Raw genomic sequence first — 18,605 nt, 5'->3', positions numbered from 1 at the left:
CCTACATTCGTTTGATCTTCATGTACCGGTGGATCTCCGGCCACTGGTGGACGACGACCGCCACCAGCCCGCCGAGCGCGACCAGCTTCACCAGACGCTTCTTCGACATCTCACATCACCTCACCGTGGGAGCGGATCGCGGGAACCCGGCCCGGCGTTTTCCGCAATCATTTCCATAACCAGGCACTTCACGAGGCCGGCCGCCGCCCCGACCATCGCGTGCACCGGCTCGCTGAGCTCGAACAGCGCCTCCTCGACGGTCGCCGGCTCGCAGCAGACGACCCGCACCCGAGCGGGCAGGCGGCCCATCCGCCGGGCCAGCCGCAGGACACTCACCGGATCCATGCCGTGTCCTTCCACGGGCCCTTCCACGGGCCCTTCCACGGGCCCTTCCACGGGCCCTTCCACGGGCCCCTCCACGGGCCCGCCCGCGGGCGCGTCGCCGGGCAGGTCCGGTTCGAGCACGGTGAGCGTGCCGGGGGCGTGGCCGCGCGGCGCGGCGTCAACGAAGATCACGCCCGCGTACGCACGCTGGAGCGCGTAGGCCAGGTCCATGCCCCGGATGCCGAAGTCGACGACGTCCGCTTCCGGCACGGGGGGCCCGGCGGCCAGGTGGCGGGCCACCTCCACGCCGAATCCGTCGTCGCCGAGGAAGACGTTGCCGATGCCGGCGACCAGGACCCGGGCGCCGCCGGGCCGCTCCTCGTGCTCGCCCAGCGGCTCGATCTCCTCGGCGGAGTAGAAGAAGCGGTGCCCGGGCATCCGCGCCTCGCCCAGGTCGCGTCCGGGATCGTCGGCGAGCGTGACCGCGACGTGCAGGGCGCCCGCGTCGTCCTGCTCGACGCTCTCCACCACGGCCACCTGGCCGCCGAGGACGAGGTCGAAGACGTCGGTCCGGTTGCGCGGCCGCAGCCGGACCAGGCTGCCCGGGCCGACCACCGTCCCGTCCACGACCACCTCGCCGGGGCCGCGCCCGGCCATCCGCGTCCAGAAGTCGTTCATGCCCGTGGCTCCGTCCTGCGCATGAGGCCGTGCAGACGCATCAGGTCCTCGGGGGCGAGCGAGGTGCAGCGGTCGAGGATCGCGCGGGCGCGCGGGTCGCCGTCGCGGATCTCCTGCCGCTCCCCGTCGCTGAGCGCCAGCACGCTCAGCGTGAGCAGCTGGTCGATCTCGGTGTTGTCGAACAGGTCACCGGGGCTCTCGGGCGCGATCTCCGGGTGGTCGTAGAGGATGATCGGCGAGGCCAGGACGGTGTGACGGTCGCCGGGCGGTCCCGCCAGCACCGGCCAGGCGCCCTCGTTGCGGCAGGCTCCGGCGTGCTCGCGCAGTTCCGGCGGCGGATCCGTGAGCGAGACGAACCGGGCCCGCGGCGCGTGCAGCACGGTGTGCGCGGACACCAGCGTGCGGCGCAGCGCGTCGGCGCGGCTTCCCGGACCCCAGCGCGTGGTGTTGACCACCTCGACGGCGAGCACGAACAGATCGGGCCGCAGCCGCCGCGCGCTCACCTCGATCCGGCCGCTCAGTGCCTCCCAGCTGCGCACCACCATCCCCGCCCGCCCGCCACCAACGCTCAGCGGCCCGTCGAGCGGCTCGTCGAGCGGCCCGTCGAGCGGCCCGTCGAGCGGCTCGTCGAGCGCGTCGAGCGGCTCGGTGCGGCGGCCCGCCGGCAGGGCGATCTCCGTGACGGCCGGCCCGCGCGTCAGCTCGTCCACGACGAGGCCCGGCAGGGACAGCTCCCGCTCCCGCGCCTCCTCGCCGGACCGGCGGCCGGGGCCGCCCGCGACCGGCTCACGGATGACGACGTGCAGGAAACGTACGCACACGTCGACGGTGTCGCCGGGCTCCGCTTCGACGAGGCATTCGGTACGCATCAGCCAGCGCTCGCCCTCGTGGGCCCGGCCGTACGCCTCCGGGTGCACGCCGCCGATCGTCCAGCGGTGCCGGTTCTTCAGCGACGACTCGCGGTACGGCCACAGCAGGTAGCCCTCGTACAGCACGGCGCGGGCGATCTGCCGGACCGGGTCCTTCTGCGGGTCCTTCTGCGGGTCCATGCGCGGTCAGCCTCCGCTCGTTTCCAGCAGCGATCTGACCGTGTCGTCCCAGCCGAGCAGGGTGTGCCGCACCCGGTGGGCGTACAGGCGGTCGAACGTGTCGCGCTCCAGCCGGATCCAGGCCGTGCGCGGGAAGTGGCGGTCCATGAGGTCCTTCCACACGCGTACCGGCATGAGGTGCTCCGCCTCGGTGTCCCACGGCAGGCAGGCCGCCTGCAGGCGGTCGCCGTCGAGGTAGAAGACGGTGCCGGTGAACAGGAAGCGCAGCGGCACCTCACCGCCGGGCAGGCCGTGCAGGTACGCGGCGGCGGCCACGTCGAAGTCGTAGGTGCACGCGACGGTGAGCGTCGCCTGGGCGCTGCCGGTGAAGGCGGGCACGTGGGTGACGGTCCGCGTCCACAGCAGGCTGGACAGGGTGCGCCCCCACGTCTCGGGCGGGCCGAACAACCCCTGGAGCCGGTCGCGCGCGTCCTCGTCGTAGTCGCGCGCGGCGGCCTCGATGCGCAGCTGCGTGGCCAGCGTGAGCGCGCGCACGGGGGCGTCGGCGTGCACGCGCAGCCGGAAGTCCAGGGCGGGCGCCGCGGCGGGTACGGCCGGCTCGACGCCGTGGACCTCGATCCGCACGGCCGGTGCTGTCGGTGGCATCGTGATCAGGCGGGCGACAGGTTGGGCATGTCAGGGTCGATCGGGTCGTGTTTGCGCGGGTTGATGCCGGTCGAGCGCCGGGCCGTGGACCGGCCGTCGGGCAGGTGGCCCTCCTGCTTGCCGTAATTGCCGCGGCTGTTGCCCTCCTTGACGCCTTTGACGTGGGAGGGAGCGTCGGGGCGCACGTCCGGGTGGCCCGTCCTGATCGGGTGCTTCTTGCTCACGCTGGGCTCCTGCTGTCGTCGGTGGCCGGTACGGTGACGGACCGGTCGTCGAGGTCGGTGAAGAAGGTGTCGAGGTGCGCGCGCACCTCCTGGCCGCCGGTCAGCCCGCGCCAGCGGGCCCTGATCGTCCCGGCGAGCGCGTAACAGTCGTCGAGCGGCACCATCCACGCGCCGCGGTCGCGGTCGACGAGCAGGGCCTCCACGTCCTGGCGCAACTCGGCGAGCACCGGGTTGTCGCGCACGATCAGGTCCCAGGCCGCCTGGTCGGCGGGCGCCCGCACCGCCCCCGCCGGGCTCGGGTAGAACGCGACGATCCCGCCGGAGGCCGAGTCGCGCACCAGGCACGCCATGCGCACAGGAACGCCGAGCCGCGCCCACACCGGGTCGGGAAGCACGAAGCCGCTCATCCGCCGGCGCCGGTCCGGCACGAGGACGTGCCGGCCTCCCGATGCCGGCCCGCCGGCCGCCGCGTGGTCGAACAGCACCTGGCAGGCGCGGCACGCGCAGCGCAGCTCGCGGGACGGCAGCTCCAGCAGGTGGCGGTGCACGTCGGGCAGCGCCTCGCCGCACAGCCCGCACGCCTGCGCCCGGGGGGACGGCCGCCGCTCGCGCGCCTGCGCGGCGAGCCGGCGCAGCAGGCCGGTCACGGCGCCCGCGAGCCGGTGCGCACGGCCAGGCTCTCGACCGGGATCAGCGGCGTCGCGTCGCGTTCGACCTCGATGTCGACGTGCTCGATCTCCGGGGCTGCGGCGCGTACGGCCTCCCGCAGGGCCGACGTCGCCGTCTCGGCGGACGAGCGGCAGCCGCCCGGCCGTACGCGCAGGCGGACCAGGTCGTCCTCGACGGCGAGCAGTTCGGCGGAGCCGCCGACGGCCGCCTCCACGCGGGCCCGCACGTCCAGCGGATGCAGGTCGTGCAGCAGCAGGAGCGGCGCGACCGACGCGTCGGCGGCCAGCCGCGCCGCCTGCTCGGCGTCGAGCACCGCCATGACCCGTCCCAGGCCCTCGCCGTACAGGTCGAGCAGCTCCCTGACGAGCTCGACCGCGTCAGGGCCGGCCTCGTCGAGCATGACCTCGATCCTCGCGATGCGGTCGTCCATGCGCCTGCTCCTAACCGCCGAGGCTCGCGCCGAAAGTGGGGGAGTGCATCTGCTTGAGCTCCTTGCCGCCGCCGAGGTACATGTGCACGCCGCACGGCAGGCACGGGTCGAAGCTGCGCACCGTACGCATGATGTCGATGCCCTTGAACGAGTCGGGCCCGTTCTCCTCGAAGATCGGCAACCCCTGCACCGCGTCCTCGTACGGCCCCGGCGTGCCGTACATGTCACGCGGGCTGGCGTTCCACGGCGTCGGCGGGTACGGGTGGTAGTTGGCGATCTTGCCGTCGCGGATCACCATGTGGTGTGACAACACGCCGCGCACCGCCTCGTGGAAGCCGCACCCGATCGCCTCGTCCGGCACGTCGAAGTCGGAGAACACCTGCGTGCGGCCGGCCCGCACCTCGCCCAGCGCCTGCTCCAGGAAGTGCACCGCCATCGCCGCCGCGTACGCGACGAAGTAGGCGCGGGCGCGGTTGCGCTCGATGGTGTTGGCCCAGCGTGGCACCTTCCACTCCAGCCGCATCTCCGGCAGGGAGCCGCTCTTGGGCAGGTTGATCTCCACGCTGTGGCCCGTGGCGCGCACCGTGCCGGTGTCGACCAGGCCCGCGAGCGCCGTCGACCACAACCGTGCCAGCGGGCCGCCGCCGGTGTCGAGCGCCAGGTGGTCGCCGGTGCGCCGGTCGTACCAGCGAGGGCTCATCACCCAGCTGTAGTTGCCGTGTTCCAGGTCGCGTTTCTGCGGTTTGGGCAGCGTCGTCTGGTTCCACGGGTGGCGCTGGTCCACGGGGTTGCCGAGCGGGTCGTGGGTGACGAACGTCTCCTCCGACTGCCAGTCGTCGTAGTAGGAGCTGCCCAGCAGGATGCGGATGCCGAGGTTGATGTCGACCAGGTCGGTGGTCAGCAGCTCGCCGTCCAGGACGATGCCCGGCGTGACGAACATCCGCCGGCCCCACTCGTTCATGTTCCGGTAGTCGTAGTCGACCGCCGCCGGATCCTGGAAGGAGCCCCAGCAGCCGAGCATCACCCGCCGGCGGCCGACCTCCTCGTAGCCGGGCAGCGCCTCGTAGAAGAAGTCGAACAGGTCGTCGTTCATCGGGACGGCCTTCTTCAGGAAGTCGAGCACCCGCAGCAGCCGCACCAGGTAGTCGGTGAACACCTGGGGCGTCGCGACCGTGCCCACGCCGCCCGGGTAGAGCGTCGACGGGTGCACGTGCCGGCCCTCCATCAGGCAGCACATCTCCCTGGTCACCCTGCTGACGTGCAGGGCCTCCTTGTAGACCGCCCCGCTGAACGGGTTGAAGGCGCGCATGATGTCGGCGATCGTCCGGAACCCGTGCAGCCCCGCGTTCGGCGCCTCCGTGGACTCCGCCCGGCGCAGCAGGCCGGGGTTGGTCTCCTTGACCATCTGCTCGCAGTAGTCGACGAAGACCAGGTTGTCCTGGAAGAGGGTGTGGTCGAACATGTACTCGGCCGCTTCGCCCAGGTTGATGATCCATTCGGCCAGCGGCGGGGGCTTGACGCCGTACGCCATGTTCTGGGCGTAGATCGAGCAGACCGCGTGGTTGTCACCGCAGATGCCGCAGATCCGGCTCGTGATGAAGTGCGCGTCGCGCGGGTCCTTGCCCTTCATGAACACGCTGTAGCCGCGGAACAACGACGAGGTGCTCTTGCACTCGACGACCTCGCGGTTGTTGAAGTCGATCTTGGTGTAGATGCCCAGGTTGCCGATGATCCTCGTGATCGGGTCCCACGACATCTCCACCAGCTCGCGGGACTCGCCCGCGCTCTGCTTGGCCCCCGCCGTACGGGTTGTCACCTCGCCACTCTCCCTTTAGCCGTTTCCCCAGCGCGGGTCGTACCCGCTCGTCAGCCTGCGGCGGTTGTGACGCCACTTCGGTTCCTTGTTGGCCGTGTTGTTCGTGATCGAGCGCATCCTGCGGATCAGCGAGCCGTACGCGCCGCTGAACGCCGCCGACACCGATCCGCCGGGAGGTTCGTCCATGAACGGCATGAACTTGTCGGGGAAACCGGGCATGGTGCAGCCGATGCAGATGCCGCCCACGTTGGGGCAGCCGCCGACGCCGTCCATCCAGCCGCGTTTGGTGACGTTGCAGTTGACCACCGGCCCCCAGCAGCCGACGCGCACCAGGCACTTGGGGGAGTTGTAGTCGTGGGCGAAGTCGCCCTGCTCGTAGTAGCCGCCCCGGTCGCAGCCCTCGTGCACGGTCTTGCCGAACAGCCAGGTGGGCCTCAGCAGGTCGTCGAGCGGGATGGTGGGGGCCATGCCCGCCGCCTGGTAGAGCAGCCAGGTCAGCGTCTCCATGAAGTTGTCGGGCTGCACGGGGCAGCCGGGCACGTTGACGATGGGCAGGCCGCCGGCCGAGCGGAAGTCCTTGCCGAGATAGTCGGCCAGCCCCATGCAGCCGGTCGGGTTGCCGGCCATGGCGTGGATGCCGCCGTAGGTGGCGCAGGTGCCGATGGCGACGACGGCCCAGGCCTTGGGAGCCAGCCGGTCGATCCACTCGTTCACCGTGATGGGATCGCCGGTGACCGGGTCGTTGCCCATGGACGTCCAGAAGCCGTCGCCGTTGATCCGCTCGTTGGGGATCGACCCCTCGACCACGAGGATGAACGGACCGAGCTCGTCGTGATGGGCCTGGTGGAAGGCGGCCATGAAGGCGTCGCCCACCTCCGTCGCGAGCACCTTGTTGTGCAGGTGCACCTTGGGCAGCCCCGGCACGAGCCCGAGCAGCACGTCCTCCAGGCTCGGCAGCGACGCGGCGGTGACGGAGACGGTGTCGCCGTCGCAGCTCATGCCCTCCGAGGTCCACAGGATGTGAAGCTCGTCCAGGCCTGTCGGTGTCTGCGTGGTCGTCATGGCCCAAGCCCCTTTCGTGGCCGGATGCAGAGTTCGGGCCCGGTTTCGTGATGTGCCCGGACTGTTGCTCTACGTAGCGGACATACCGCCCCAGCTTCCGGCCGAAACCTCGCTGACCTGCGCGGAAGCGGAACCCGCCCGGCTAGCGGAGCCGCTCGCGGGCGGCTGCGACGACTGCCTGGCCGAGGCTGATGCCGCCGTCGCCGGCCGGAACGCCCGCGTGGGTGAGCACCCTGAACCCGTCGCACTCCAGCCGCTCCACCGTGCGCTCGGCCAGCAGCACGTTCTGGAACACGCCTCCGGACAGCGCCACCGTCGTCAGCCCCGTCTCCTCGCGCAGCGCCCGGCAGCAGCGCACGACGAGCTCGCGCACACCGTTGTGGAAGCGGGCGGAGACCACCGCCGGGCCCACGCCCCTGTCCAGGTCCTCCAGCGCCGCCCGCACCAGGTCCCCGCCGGCGACCACGAGCACGCCGTCGCGCCGCGCGATGCCCGCCTGGTACGCGCCGCGTTCCGCGAGGTCGGCGACCTGCTCCAGCTCGATCGCGGCCTGCCCCTCGTACGTGATCGTGTCGCGGACGCCGGCCAGCGCCGCCACGGCGTCGAACAGGCGTCCGGCGCTGGAGGTCAGCGGCGCGGCCGGCCCGCCGCGCCTGGCCAGCGCCGTCACGCTCTCCCATCGGGCCCCTGCGCGCCGCGCCACGGCGGTCGCCCGCGCCGCACTGTCGTCCATACCGTCCATACCGTCCAGACCGGCCAGGTAGGCGGCGGCCATCCGCCACGGCTGCCTGACGGCCGTCTCGCCGCCCGGCATCGGGACGGGTGCCAGATGTCCGGCCCGCTCGAACGAGGCCAGGTCGGCCAGGAGGAACTCGCCGCCCCACAACGTCCCGTCGTCGCCGTGGCCGAGGCCGTCGAACGCCACGCCGATCACCCGGCCGTGCTCGCCGTTGTCGGCCAGGCAGGAGGCGATGTGCGCGTGATGGTGCTGCACCGCGACGGGTTCCACGTCCGGCAGGCCGAGGGCGTACCGGGTGGACGGGTAGTCGGGGTGCAGGTCGTGCGCGACCACCTCGGGACGTACGCCGAGCAGGGCGGAGAAGTGCTCGATTCCCGCCGTGTACGCCCGCAGCGCCTCGTACCCCTCCAGGTCGCCGACGTGCGGGGAGACGAAGGCGTGCCGCCCCCTCGTCATGCAGAACGTGCTCTTCAGCGCCGCTCCGCAGCCGAGCACCGGCCGGGAGGCCTCCCACGCCAGCGTGAACGGGGCAGGGGCATGGCCGCGCGAGCGCCGCAGGAGCGTGCCCCTGCCCCGGAACACCCGCGCCACCGAGTCGTCGGCCCGCAGGTGGATGGGCCGGTCATGGGTCAGGAAGGCGTCCGCCATGCCGCCGAGCCGGTCGAGGGCGGCGCGATCGTCGTACTCGATCGGCTCGCCGGCGAGATTAGCGCTCGTCAGCACGAGCGGCGCGCCCGTGTCCGCGAGCAGCAGGTGGTGCAGCGGCGTGTACGGCAACATCAGCCCGAGGTTCGCCCGCCCCGGCGCGACCGCGCCCGCCACGCCACCGGTGACGTCCGTGCGGCGCGGCAGCAGCACGATGGGACGTTCCCGGCCGGTCAGGAGCGCCTGCGCGACCGCGTCCACCTCGCACAACCGCCGCGCCTGCACCGGGCCGGCCACCATGACCGCGAACGGTTTGTCCGCCCGCCGCTTGCGCCGGCGCAACTCCGCGGCGGCCCGCTCGTCGGTGGCCACGACCGCCAGGTGGTAGCCGCCGAGGCCCTTCACCGCCAGCACCCCGCCCTCGCGCAGCACACCGGCGGCGCCGGTCAGGGCGTCGTCGCCGCCGGCGATCGGGGCGCCCCGCGCGTCCAGCAGTTCGAGTGCCGGGCCGCAGGCCGGGCAGCACACGGGCTGGGCGTGAAAGCGCCGGTCGGCCGGGTCATGGTACTCGGCCAGGCAGGCCTCGCACAGGGCGAAACCCGCCATCGTGGTCAGCGGCCGGTCGTACGGCAACGCGCGCGTGATCGTCAGCCGCGGCCCGCAGTTGACGCAGTTGACGAAGGGGTAGCGGTAGCGCCGGTCGGCCGGGTCGGCCAGCTCGGCCAGGCAGTCGGCGCACGTCGCGATGTCGGGCGAGACCAGCGTGCGCGGGGCTTCCGAGCGCTCGCTCGCCACGATCAGGAACCGCCCGTCCCCGGACGCGGCCGCGCGGCCGCCCCGGGTGACGGTCACCCGCTCGATCGCGGCCAGCGGGGGAGCGTCGCGTTCGAGCCGCGTCAGGAACTCGGCGATCCCGTCGCGGTCGCCGTCCAGCTCGACGAAGACGCCGCGCGCGTCGTTGCCGACCCGGCCCGCCAGCCCCAGCCGGGTGGCCAGCCCGTGCACGAACGGCCGGAACCCCACCCCCTGCACCACGCCCTCGACCCGGACCCGCACTCCCATCGGGCCAGTGTGCACCGCGACCCGGCGCGACCGGGGCAGCCCCGCCGGGACCCGGCCCGCCCATGACCTCCCTCCGGACCGGGAGAGACGGCGGCGCACCGTGGGTAGGGACAGCGCGACGCCGGAGAGAGGTTGCGATGGCCGAGACATTCGATCAGGAGAGCCGGGTGGGGCCCGGCCGTTACCTGCCGATCGCCGAGCACGGCCTGATCGGCGACCTGCGCACCGTGGCGCTGGTGGGCACCGACGGCACCATCGACTGGTACTGCTGCCCGACCTTCGACTCGCCCAGCGTCTTCGGCGCGATCCTCGACGCCGGCAAAGGGGGAGCGTTCGAGCTGGGCGCGAGTGTGCCCGCCAAGACCAAACAGTTCTACTTCCCCGACACCAACGTCCTGATCACCCGGTTCTTCACCGAGGGCGGGGTGGGCGAGATCCAGGACTTCATGCCGGTGACCAGCGACTCGGGCGAGGCCAGGCGCCACCGGCTGATGCGGCGGGTGATCTGCGTACGGGGGTCGATCCCGTTCCGCGCGCGGGTCGCCCCCCGGTTCGGGTACGGCGCGCAGCCGCACCGCGTACGCCGGCACGACGGGATGGTGTTGTTCGAGTCGGAGGACCTGTCGCTCGCGCTGACCGCCACGGTGCCGGTCACGTGCGACGACCGGGACGCCACGGCCGCCTTCACCCTCGACGAGGGCGAGTCGGAGGTGTTCGCGCTCGACCAGATCGGCGGCGACGTGCTGCCGCGCGCGTGCGCGTACGCCGAGGCCGAGGACGAGTTCGCCGCCACGGTGGCGTTCTGGCGGCGGTGGTTGTCCGCCTCCCGCTACCGCGGCCGGTGGCGGGAGATGGTGCACCGGTCCGCGCTGACCCTCAAGCTGCTCACGTACGCGCCGACGGGCGCGATCGTCGCCGCGCCGACGACCAGCCTGCCCGAGCAGATCGGCGGCGAGCGCAACTGGGACTACCGCTACCTCTGGGTGCGCGACGCCGCCTTCGCCGTCTACGCCCTGCTCCGGCTGGGCTTCACCGGCGAGGCCGAGGCGTTCATGAACTTCCTGACCCGGCGCGTCACCCGGCGCGCCGACGGCCCCTCGGGGCCGCTCCAGATCATGTACGGCATCGACGGCCGTACCGACCTGCCGGAACGCGAGCTCGGTCACCTGGAGGGGCACCAGGGCTCCGCACCCGTACGGGTCGGCAACGCCGCCGCCGACCAGCTCCAGCTCGACATCTACGGAGCGCTCATCGACTCCGTCTACCTCTACGACAAGTGGGGGCAGCCCATCTCCAGCGACCACTGGGACGAGGTGTGCGGCCTGGTGGACTGGGTCTGCGACCACTGGGACCAGCCCGACGAGGGCGTCTGGGAGACCCGCGGCGGGCGCAGGAACTTCCTCTACTCGCGGCTGATGTGCTGGGTGGCGATCGAGCGCGCCATGCGGATGGCCAACCGGCGCGGCCTGCCCGCCGACATCCCGCGCTGGCGGGACAGCCGCGACACGATCTACCGCACGCTCATGCGCCGCGGCTGGTCCGAGCAGCGTGAGGCCTTCGTGCAGTACGAGGACGGCGACGTGCTCGACGCCTCGGTGCTCATGATGCCGCTGGTCAAGTTCGTCTCGCCCACCGACCCGAAGTGGCTGGCCACCCTGGACGCGCTCACCGCCGAGCTGGTGTCCGACTCGCTGGTCTACCGCTACGACCCCAAGGCCAGCCCGGACGGCCTGCGCGGGGAGGAGGGCACGTTCTCCATCTGCTCGTTCTGGTACGTCGAGGCGCTCGTGCGCGCGGGCCGCGTGGAGGAGGGCCGGCTGGCGTTCGAGAAGATGCTGACCTACGCCAACCACGTGGGCCTGTACGCGGAGGAGATCAGCCGCAGCGGCGAGCAGCAGGGCAACTTCCCGCAGGCCTTCACCCACCTGGCGCTGATCAGCGCCGCGTTCAACCTCGACCGCGCGCTCGGCTGAGGCTCCTACTCGGGGCCGACCCCCTCGAAGCACCGGCCGAAGTCGCCGACCATCGGCTCGGCCAGCATGATGTTGCGCACGAGCGTCCGCGGCCACGCGCGCCGCCCCCACGGGAACGGGTCGAAGGAGGGGAACTCCTTGTCGAACAGTTCCTCGATGGGGTCCATGACCTGCCGGATGCGCGCGTCGGTGCCGCCCCACGCGTCGGCGCCGAGCCGGGCCTCCTTCTCCTGCACGGGCTGGACGCGGCGCACGTACGCGCTGTCCTTTGCGCGCGTACGTGAGCCCCTGCAGCCCGATGTCCTTGTACGTCCACAACGCCCAGCTCGCGCCGTGTTCTGCCGGCCGGGGAGGGCGTGCAGGGTCGAGGACGGTGTAGAGGCCGGCGTCCGCGCACAGGCCGATCACGGGGTCGAGCCAGGCGAACCCCTCCTCCGGTGATGAAGTTCTCCATGTTCATCCAGCCGCCGAGCCCGACCCCGGCCAGCGTGACGTTCCGGCCCGACTCGCCGGCCAGCCGGTCGCCGCGGACGCTGATCCACTCCATGTGCTCTCCGTCCTAGGACGGCGCGGGCCCCGTGCTGTCGCGGATGAGCAGCCGGGGCTGGAAGCGCACGTTGTAGCCGCCGCTCTCGCCGTTCATCAGCGCCCACAGCCGCTCCCACGCCTGCCGGCCCAGCTCGTTCTTCGGGATGGAGACCGTGGTCAGCGGGGGAGTGGTGTAGCGGGCGAACGGGATGTCGTCGAACCCGGTGACGGACACGTCGCCCGGCACCCGTACGCCCAGCTCGTGCAGGCCAGTGAGGGCGCCGGAGGCCACCATGTCGTTGAAGGCCACCACCGCGCTCGCGCCGCACTCCAGCACCGGGCGGGCCGTGGCGTGGCCGTCGTCGAACATCGAGCCGCACGGCAGCTCCGTCAGCGTGAACCCCGGGGTGCCGGCCGCGGCGGCACGCAGCGCGGCGAGCCGCGCGGCGTGCGAGGAGCTGGCGGACGGTCCGCTCAGGTAGGCCAGGTGGCGATGGCCGAGGCCGGTGAGGTGGGCGACGAGCTCGTTGACGCCCGCGTCGTTGTCGACCGACAATGACGGGGCCGCCAGGCCGGGAACCTCGCGGTAGACGAGCACGAAGGGCGCCAGGCGGTCGCTGAGCTCGCGCAGCCGCTCGCCGGGGGCGCGGGGCGAGGCCAGCACGAGCCCGTCGGAATTGCGCCGCGCCTCGATCGCGAGGATCGTCTCCTCCTCGGCGTCCTCGTTGGACTCGGCCACCAGCAGCTGGCGCCCGGCCTTGCCCGCCGCCCGGCTCAGCCCGCGCAGCACGCCCTGGAACAGCGGGTTGGACAGGTCGGGGACGACGAGCGAGATCGTGCCCGTGCGGCCGAGCGCGAGGCTGCGGGCGGCGACGCTGGGCTCGTAGTCGAGCGCCTGCGCGGCCGCGCGCACGCGGGCGGCGAGCTCCGGCTTGACGGTGGTGGAGCCGTTCATCACCCGTGACACGGTGGCGCGGGAGACGCCGGCGGCCTCGGCGACGCGGCTGATGGTCGCCGCGCCCGCGGGCCGTGGCCCGCGCCTGCCCCCCGACCCGGCCGAGGACGACGGCTCGTCGCGATCCTCTGCACGCTCTCCGGTGCCTGCCCTCATCCGCTCCCCCTGCACGCTTCGGCGCTTCCGCCTGCATGCATTAAATCGCCGGACCGTGACGAGCGCGCCCGCGACCGGGCGCGCTCGCAAGATACCGGTTTCTCAAACGAGCTGCAACCGCTTGCCGACGTGGTCGGCAAGAAAGCCCTGTCCAGCGTTGCCGCAGCTCAGTGCTGGACTCATCGAGCGTTGACACCCTTTGCAGGCTCTGTTAGAAACTGGTTACTCACTGGCCGGAGGGCACCTCGACCCCGGTCGCCCCGACACGCGCGTCCCCCGCGCGATCGGCGAAGGGTGGTCCATGAGCAACCGTTCGACCCCGGCCATCGCCTCGCCCGAGCGAGAGCCCCCTCTCGCGCGCGGAAGGCGGCGGCGACGGCGGTCCTCGCCGAGCGGCCCCGCGCGCGACCGCATCGGCTATCTCTTCCTGGCGCCGTGGTTCGCCGGCATGGCGCTGTTCACCGTCGGGCCGATCCTGGCCTCCCTCTACCTGTCGTTCACCGAATACACCCTGCTCAAGCCGCCCGAGTGGCTGGGGCTGGACAACTACCGGCAGATGCTGGCCGACCCGCGGCTGCACAAGTCGCTCGGGGTCACGTTCGTCTACGTGTTCGTGTCCGTGCCCGTCCAGCTGGTCCTGGCGCTGGCGCTGGCGCTGCTGCTCAACCGGGGCGCGCGCGGGCTGAGCTTCTACCGTTCGGTCTACTACCTGCCGTCGCTGCTCGCGGGCAGCGTGTCCGTCGCGATCCTGTGGCGGCAGATCTTCGGCAAGGACGGCCTGGTCAACCAGTTGCTGGCGATGGCCGGCATCGAGGGCGTCAGCTGGGTCGCCCACCCAGACTTCGCCCTGGGCACGCTCATCGTGCTCAACGCCTGGACGTTCGGCGCACCGATGGTGATCTTCCTGGCCGGGCTGCGCCAGATCCCGCACTCCTACTACGAGGCGGCGGAGGTCGACGGCGCCGGCCCGGTGTCGAGGTTCTTCCGCATCACGCTCCCGCTGCTGACGCCGATCATCTTCTTCAACCTCGTGCTGCAGCTGATCGGCGCCTTCCAGAGCTTCACCCAGGCGTTCGTGATCAGCGGCGGGCGCGGCGGCCCGTCCGACGCCACCCTGCTCTACACCCTCTACCTGTACGAGCGCGGCTTCGGCTCCTTCGACATGGGCTACGCCTCCGCGATGGCGTGGGTGCTGCTGGCCATCATCGCCGTCCTGACCGGGCTCAACTTCCTCTTCGCCAAACGGTGGGTGTTCTATGGCAACTGAGCTGGGGCCTTCGCGCCGCCGCCGGTCGTGGCGGCTGCCGAAGCACGTGCTGCTCATCGGCTTCGGGCTGGTGATGCTCTATCCGCTGCTGTGGATGGTGTCGAGCTCCGTCAAGCCCACCGAGACGATCTTCCGCGACCCCTCGATCTGGCCGACCGAGCTCGACCTGGGCAACTACGTCGAGGGTTGGGGGGCGCTGAGTCACCCGTTCCACTATTACCTGTGGAACTCCGCGGTGATCGCGATCCTCGCGGTGGCCGGCAACCTGCTGTCGTGCTCGCTGGCGGCCTACGCCTTCGCCCGGCTGAAGTTCCGGGGCCGCAACCTGTTCTTCGCCGCGATGCTGGCGACGCTGATGTTGCCCATTCACGTGCTCATCGTCCCGCAGTACGTGCTGTTCTCCCAGCTCGACTGGATCAACACCAACCTGCCGCTGGTGGTGCCGAAGTTCCTGGCGCACGACGCGTTTTTCATCTTCCTGATGGTGCAGTTCATCCGCGGCCTGCCCAGCGAGCTCGACGAGGCGGCCCGCATCGACGGCTGCGGCCACTTCAGGATCTACTGGCGGATCATCATCCCGCTGTCGGTTCCCGCGCTGGCGACCTCGGCGCTGTTCACGTTCATCTGGACCTGGAACGACTTCTTCAGCCAGCTCATTTTCCTGACCGATCCCGAGTTGTGGACGATGCCGGTGGCGTTGCGGTCGTTCATGGACGGCCAGGGCGAGACGGCCTGGGGCGAGCTGTTCGCCATGTCCATCGTCGGGCTGATGCCCATCTTCGGGTTCTTCCTCGCCGGTCAGCGTTACCTGACCCAGGGCATCGCGACCACGGGTTTCAAGTGATCGCGGCGCGTCACCCCACGGGCTATCGACACGTTTCTTATCAGGGAAAGGACAGGACCGATGTCACGAAGGTCCAGAAGGCTCGCGGCGCTCTGCCTGGCCGGCGTCATGCTGGCGGTGTCCGCCTGCGGCGGCGGGTCGTCCGAGAGCGAGGACGGCGCCGTCGAGCTGCGCTTCGGCTGGTGGGGCAACAACGACCGGGCCGACGCCACCCAGAAGGTGATCGACGCGTTCCAGGCGAAGAACCCCGGCATCACGGTCAAGGGCTCCTACACCGACTTCAACTCCTACTTCGACCGGCTCGCCACCGAGGTGGCCGCCGGGCGCGCGCCCGACGTCATCACGCTCGGCGGCGCCTACCCCCGCGAGTACGGCGATCGCGGCGCGCTGCTCGACCTGTCGAAGGTGAGCCTCAAGACGGACAAGATCGGTACGGCGGCGCTGGACAACGGCAAGTTCGGCGGTGTCCAGTACGGCGTGCCGAGCGGCGTCAACGCGATCGCCACCGTCATCAACCCCGCCGTGTTCGACAAGGCCGGAGTGGAGGTGCCCGACGGCGACACCTGGACCTGGGACGACTTCAAGCGCATTTCCACGGAGCTGTCCGGCAAGCTGCCCAAGGGCACGTTCGCGCTGGCCGACCCCACCAGGAGCGACATGCTGGACGCGTACTCACGCCAGCGCGGCGAGGCGCTCTACACCGCCGACGGCAAGGTCGCCATCAGCGCCAAGACGCTGGTCGACTGGTGGACGATGACACTCGAACTGCGTGACGCCGGAGCGAGCCCGCCCGCCTCGCAGACGGCCGAGCTCATCACCCAGCCCGCCCCCGAGCAGACGCTGATGGGCCGCGGCCTCGCGGCGATGCAGTTCGACTGGAGCAACCAGCTCACCGCGCTGACCAAGGCCGCCGGCACACCGCTGAAGCTCATCCGGGTGCCCGGTGAGAGCGACGCCACCCAGCCCGGCATGTGGCTGCAGGCGTCCCAGATCTACAGCATCAACGCGAGGAGCGAGCATCCCGAGGAGGCGGCCAAGTTCGTGGACTTCCTGGTGAACAGCGCCGACGCCGGCAAGATCATTCTCGCCGACCGTGGCATCCCGGCCAACTCCGACGTGCGGGAGGGCATCGCGAGCGTGCTCGGCGAGGAGGAGAAGGCGCAGGCGGAGTTCATCGACGACCTGACGCCCAAGGCGGGACCGCCGCTGGTGATCGGGCCCGCGGGCTCCACCGACACGCCCAAGATCCTCGACCGGGTCAACGCCGAGGTGCTGTTCGGCCGGCAGAAGCCGGCCGAGGCGGCGGCCGACTTCATCCAGCAGGTCGGGACGGCGATCCAGCAGTGACCGCAGCCGGGATCGACCGCCGTGCGCTCGTCGGCCGGCACGCGGTCGAGGTGACGCGGGTCCTGCCGGAGTCGCCGCTGTCGGTGGGCAACGGCGAGTTCTGCTGCACGGTCGACGTCACCGGGTTGCAGACCTTCCCGGACGCCTACCCGGTCGAGGACCGCACCGCCGCGGAGCCGGGGACGCTGCTGGCCACCATGTCCGCGTGGGGCTGGCACAGCGTTCCCGGCTCGTACGAGTTGTCGGAGACGGCCCGCACCTACGACACGCCGCGCGGGCCGGTGCCGTACGTGGACATGGCGGGCGGGCTCGGCGCCTCCGGCGAGTCGCCCGCCTCGGCCGCCGAGGGGTGGCTGCGGGCCAACCCGCACCGGCTGGACCTCGGCCGGATCGGGTTCGCCGCGACCGGCGGCCCGCCCCTGACCCCCGGCGACCTCACCGGGATCCGCCAGCGGCTCGACCTGTGGACCGGCGTCATCACCAGCCGCTACCTGCTGCGCGGCACGCCCATCCAGGTGACCACCGCCTGCCATCCCGAGCGCGACGTGCTCGCCGTGCGCGTCGAGTCGCCGCTGCTGGTGGGTGGTTTCCCGGGCGGTCTCGCCGTGCGGCTGGCGTTCCCGTACGGGTCGCAGGCGTGGGGGAACGCGGCCGACTGGTCCCGCCCCGGCGCGCACACCTCGGCGCTGCGCCCCTCACCGGGCGGGTGCACGGTGCAGCGGGTGCTCGACGGCACCGCGTACGACGTGGCGGTGGCCATGACCGGCGGCGGCCGGGCCGCGCCGGGCGGGCCGCACGAGGTGCTGCTCACCTTCACCGAGCCGGCCGCCGAACTCGTGATCGGGTTCACCTCCACCGGCACGCCCGCCGGCGGCGGGCTTCCCGGCTTCGGCGAGGTAGTGACGGCCTGCGGCCGTCACTGGGCGCGCTTCTGGAGCACCGGTGGCGCGGTGGACCTGTCCGGCGCCGACGACGCGCGGGCTCCCGAGCTGGAACGCCGCGTCGTGTTGTCGCAGTACCTCACCGCCATCCACTGCGCCGGCTCCACCCCTCCGGCCGAGACCGGGCTGATGGCCAACAGCTGGCGGGGCCGCTTCCACCTGGAGATGCACTGGTGGCACGCGGCCCACTTCCCCCTGTGGGGGCGGGCGGGCCTGCTCGAACGCAGCCTCGGCTGGTACGCCTCCATCCTGTCGCGCGCCCGTGAGACGGCCAGGGCGCAGGGCCTGCCGGGAGTGCGCTGGCCCAAGCAGGTGGGCCCCGACGGGCGCGAGAGCCCCAGCCCGATCGGGCCGTTCCTGCTCTGGCAGCAGCCGCATCCGATCTTCCTGGCCGAGCTGGTCCGCCGCGCGAACGGCTCCCGGGCGCTGGCCGAGTACGCCGACGTCGTGCTCGGCACGGCCACGTTCATGGCCGCCTTCGCGACCAAGGGCCCCGGCGGGCACGGTCTGGGGCCGCCCCTGGTCCCGGCCCAGGAGTCGTACGCCGACGTGCGGGCGAGCGCCGCCGACCCGACGTTCGAGCTCGCGTACTGGTCATGGGCGCTGGAGGTGGCCCAGCGCTGGCGGCGGATGCTGGGCCTGGCGCCCGAGCCGGCGTGGGCGCAGGTCGCCGCGGGCATGGCCCGCCCGCTGGTGCGCGACGGGGTCTATGCCGCGATGGGCGCCCCGCCGTACACCGTGCGGGACGACCACCCGTCCATGCTGTACGCCCTCGGCTTCGTCCCGCCCACCCGGCTCATCGACCCCGGGATCATGCGCGCGACGCTGCGCGACGTGCTCGCGACCTGGGACTGGGACAGCACGTGGGGCTGGGACTATCCGGCCATCGCCATGACCTCGACCCGGCTCGGCGAGCCGCGCACAGCCGTGGACGCCCTGCTGATGCCGGTGGCCAAGAACACCCACCTGCCGAACGGCCACAACCGGCAGACCGCCTCCCTGCCCGTCTACCTGCCGGGCAACGGCGGCCTGCTGGCGGCGGTCGCCCTCATGGCGAAGGGCTGGGACGGCGGTCCGCCCGCCCCCGGCTTCCCCGCTTCGTGGCGGATCCACCACGAAGGTCTGCTGCCGATGCCCTGACCTTCCCGGAAAGGGGCAACGGACGGCCCTGATCGGGAAAAGGCCGGATTGAGCCGCCCTCGCCCGGCCAGAGGGCATGGCACAGGGGGTGGCGATGGCGAGACCGAGGAT

General features: G+C 71.9%; 17 protein-coding genes. 5 read left to right on the top strand and 12 right to left on the bottom strand.

Annotation, left to right across the window (positions count from 1 at the left end):
• Window position 1 precedes the first annotated feature (1 nt).
• From GUY59_RS51490 to hypF, 10 genes are all read right to left on the bottom strand, one after another.
• The gene (locus GUY59_RS51490; protein WP_425465130.1) at window positions 2-109 is read right to left on the bottom strand and encodes a DUF6893 family small protein; all 108 of its coding nucleotides are present in this window, start codon (window positions 107-109) and stop codon (window positions 2-4) included.
• 11 nt (window positions 110-120) lie between these two features.
• Window positions 121-1,002 carry a hydrogenase maturation protease gene (locus GUY59_RS31855; protein ID WP_236667699.1) on the bottom strand — a complete coding sequence of 294 codons (882 nt, stop codon included), beginning with the start codon at window positions 1,000-1,002 and terminating at the stop codon, window positions 121-123.
• A complete protein-coding gene (locus tag GUY59_RS31850) occupies window positions 999-2,051 on the bottom strand; it encodes a hypothetical protein (RefSeq protein WP_138203881.1) in 1,053 nt (350 codons plus the stop codon). The genes GUY59_RS31855 and GUY59_RS31850 overlap by 4 nt, the downstream gene beginning before the upstream one ends.
• 6 nt (window positions 2,052-2,057) lie before the next feature.
• Window positions 2,058-2,675 (bottom strand): DUF6084 family protein, encoded by a 618-nt coding sequence (locus GUY59_RS31845; protein WP_161714797.1) that lies wholly within the window; start codon window positions 2,673-2,675, stop codon window positions 2,058-2,060.
• 26 nt (window positions 2,676-2,701) lie between these two features.
• Complete coding sequence (locus GUY59_RS31840; RefSeq protein ID WP_201761588.1) at window positions 2,702-2,920, bottom strand: hypothetical protein; 219 nt, start codon at window positions 2,918-2,920, stop codon at window positions 2,702-2,704.
• Window positions 2,917-3,567, bottom strand: a complete 651-nt coding sequence (locus GUY59_RS31835) for a DUF5947 family protein (RefSeq protein ID WP_138203885.1) — start codon at window positions 3,565-3,567, stop codon at window positions 2,917-2,919. Before GUY59_RS31835 ends, GUY59_RS31840 begins: the two co-directional genes overlap by 4 nt.
• A complete protein-coding gene (locus GUY59_RS31830) occupies window positions 3,564-4,019 on the bottom strand; it encodes a NifU family protein (protein ID WP_132339515.1) in 456 nt (151 codons plus the stop codon). Before GUY59_RS31830 ends, GUY59_RS31835 begins: the two co-directional genes overlap by 4 nt.
• A gap of 10 nt (window positions 4,020-4,029) precedes the next feature.
• Window positions 4,030-5,835: a nickel-dependent hydrogenase large subunit gene (locus tag GUY59_RS31825; RefSeq protein ID WP_252375083.1), complete on the bottom strand. Its 1,806-nt coding sequence runs from the start codon at window positions 5,833-5,835 to the stop codon at window positions 4,030-4,032.
• A 15-nt stretch (window positions 5,836-5,850) separates the two neighbouring features.
• Window positions 5,851-6,897 (bottom strand): hydrogenase expression protein HypE, encoded by a 1,047-nt coding sequence (locus tag GUY59_RS31820; RefSeq protein ID WP_138203888.1) that lies wholly within the window; start codon window positions 6,895-6,897, stop codon window positions 5,851-5,853.
• 142 nt (window positions 6,898-7,039) lie between these two features.
• Window positions 7,040-9,343 (bottom strand): carbamoyltransferase HypF, encoded by a 2,304-nt coding sequence (gene hypF, locus GUY59_RS31815; RefSeq protein WP_171055495.1) that lies wholly within the window; start codon window positions 9,341-9,343, stop codon window positions 7,040-7,042.
• Between the two features lie 137 nt (window positions 9,344-9,480).
• Here hypF and GUY59_RS31810 point away from each other — a divergent pair, with 137 nt between their 5' ends.
• The gene (locus tag GUY59_RS31810; protein ID WP_138203890.1) at window positions 9,481-11,316 is read left to right on the top strand and encodes a glycoside hydrolase family 15 protein; all 1,836 of its coding nucleotides are present in this window, start codon (window positions 9,481-9,483) and stop codon (window positions 11,314-11,316) included.
• Between the two features lie 5 nt (window positions 11,317-11,321).
• Here GUY59_RS31810 and GUY59_RS31805 read toward each other — a convergent pair whose 3' ends face one another.
• Window positions 11,322-11,570 (bottom strand): hypothetical protein, encoded by a 249-nt coding sequence (locus GUY59_RS31805; RefSeq protein WP_138203892.1) that lies wholly within the window; start codon window positions 11,568-11,570, stop codon window positions 11,322-11,324.
• 305 nt (window positions 11,571-11,875) lie between these two features.
• Window positions 11,876-12,955, bottom strand: coding sequence for a LacI family DNA-binding transcriptional regulator (locus tag GUY59_RS31800; protein WP_138203893.1), 1,080 nt, complete (start codon window positions 12,953-12,955; stop codon window positions 11,876-11,878).
• Window positions 12,956-13,256: 301 nt separating this feature from the next.
• Here GUY59_RS31800 and GUY59_RS31795 point away from each other — a divergent pair, with 301 nt between their 5' ends.
• From GUY59_RS31795 to GUY59_RS31780, 4 genes are read left to right on the top strand one after another with little or no spacing between them, the layout of a single operon-like run.
• Entirely contained in the window at window positions 13,257-14,222 is a 966-nt protein-coding gene (locus GUY59_RS31795; protein ID WP_138203895.1) for a carbohydrate ABC transporter permease, read from the top strand.
• Window positions 14,212-15,066: a carbohydrate ABC transporter permease gene (locus tag GUY59_RS31790; RefSeq protein WP_138203898.1), complete on the top strand. Its 855-nt coding sequence runs from the start codon at window positions 14,212-14,214 to the stop codon at window positions 15,064-15,066. Before GUY59_RS31795 ends, GUY59_RS31790 begins: the two co-directional genes overlap by 11 nt.
• Window positions 15,067-15,126: 60 nt before the next feature.
• Window positions 15,127-16,413, top strand: coding sequence for an ABC transporter substrate-binding protein (locus GUY59_RS31785; RefSeq protein ID WP_138203900.1), 1,287 nt, complete (start codon window positions 15,127-15,129; stop codon window positions 16,411-16,413).
• Window positions 16,410-18,494 (top strand): hypothetical protein, encoded by a 2,085-nt coding sequence (locus tag GUY59_RS31780; RefSeq protein WP_201761587.1) that lies wholly within the window; start codon window positions 16,410-16,412, stop codon window positions 18,492-18,494. The genes GUY59_RS31785 and GUY59_RS31780 overlap by 4 nt, the downstream gene beginning before the upstream one ends.
• Window positions 18,495-18,605: the final 111 nt, after the last annotated feature.

It is taken from the genome of Nonomuraea sp. K271 (assembly GCF_009908215.1).
GTDB lineage: Bacteria > Actinomycetota > Actinomycetes > Streptosporangiales > Streptosporangiaceae > Nonomuraea > Nonomuraea longispora.
Note: the sequence above shows the minus strand (reverse complement) of the source record. Positions and strands in the feature narration are given on the sequence as shown.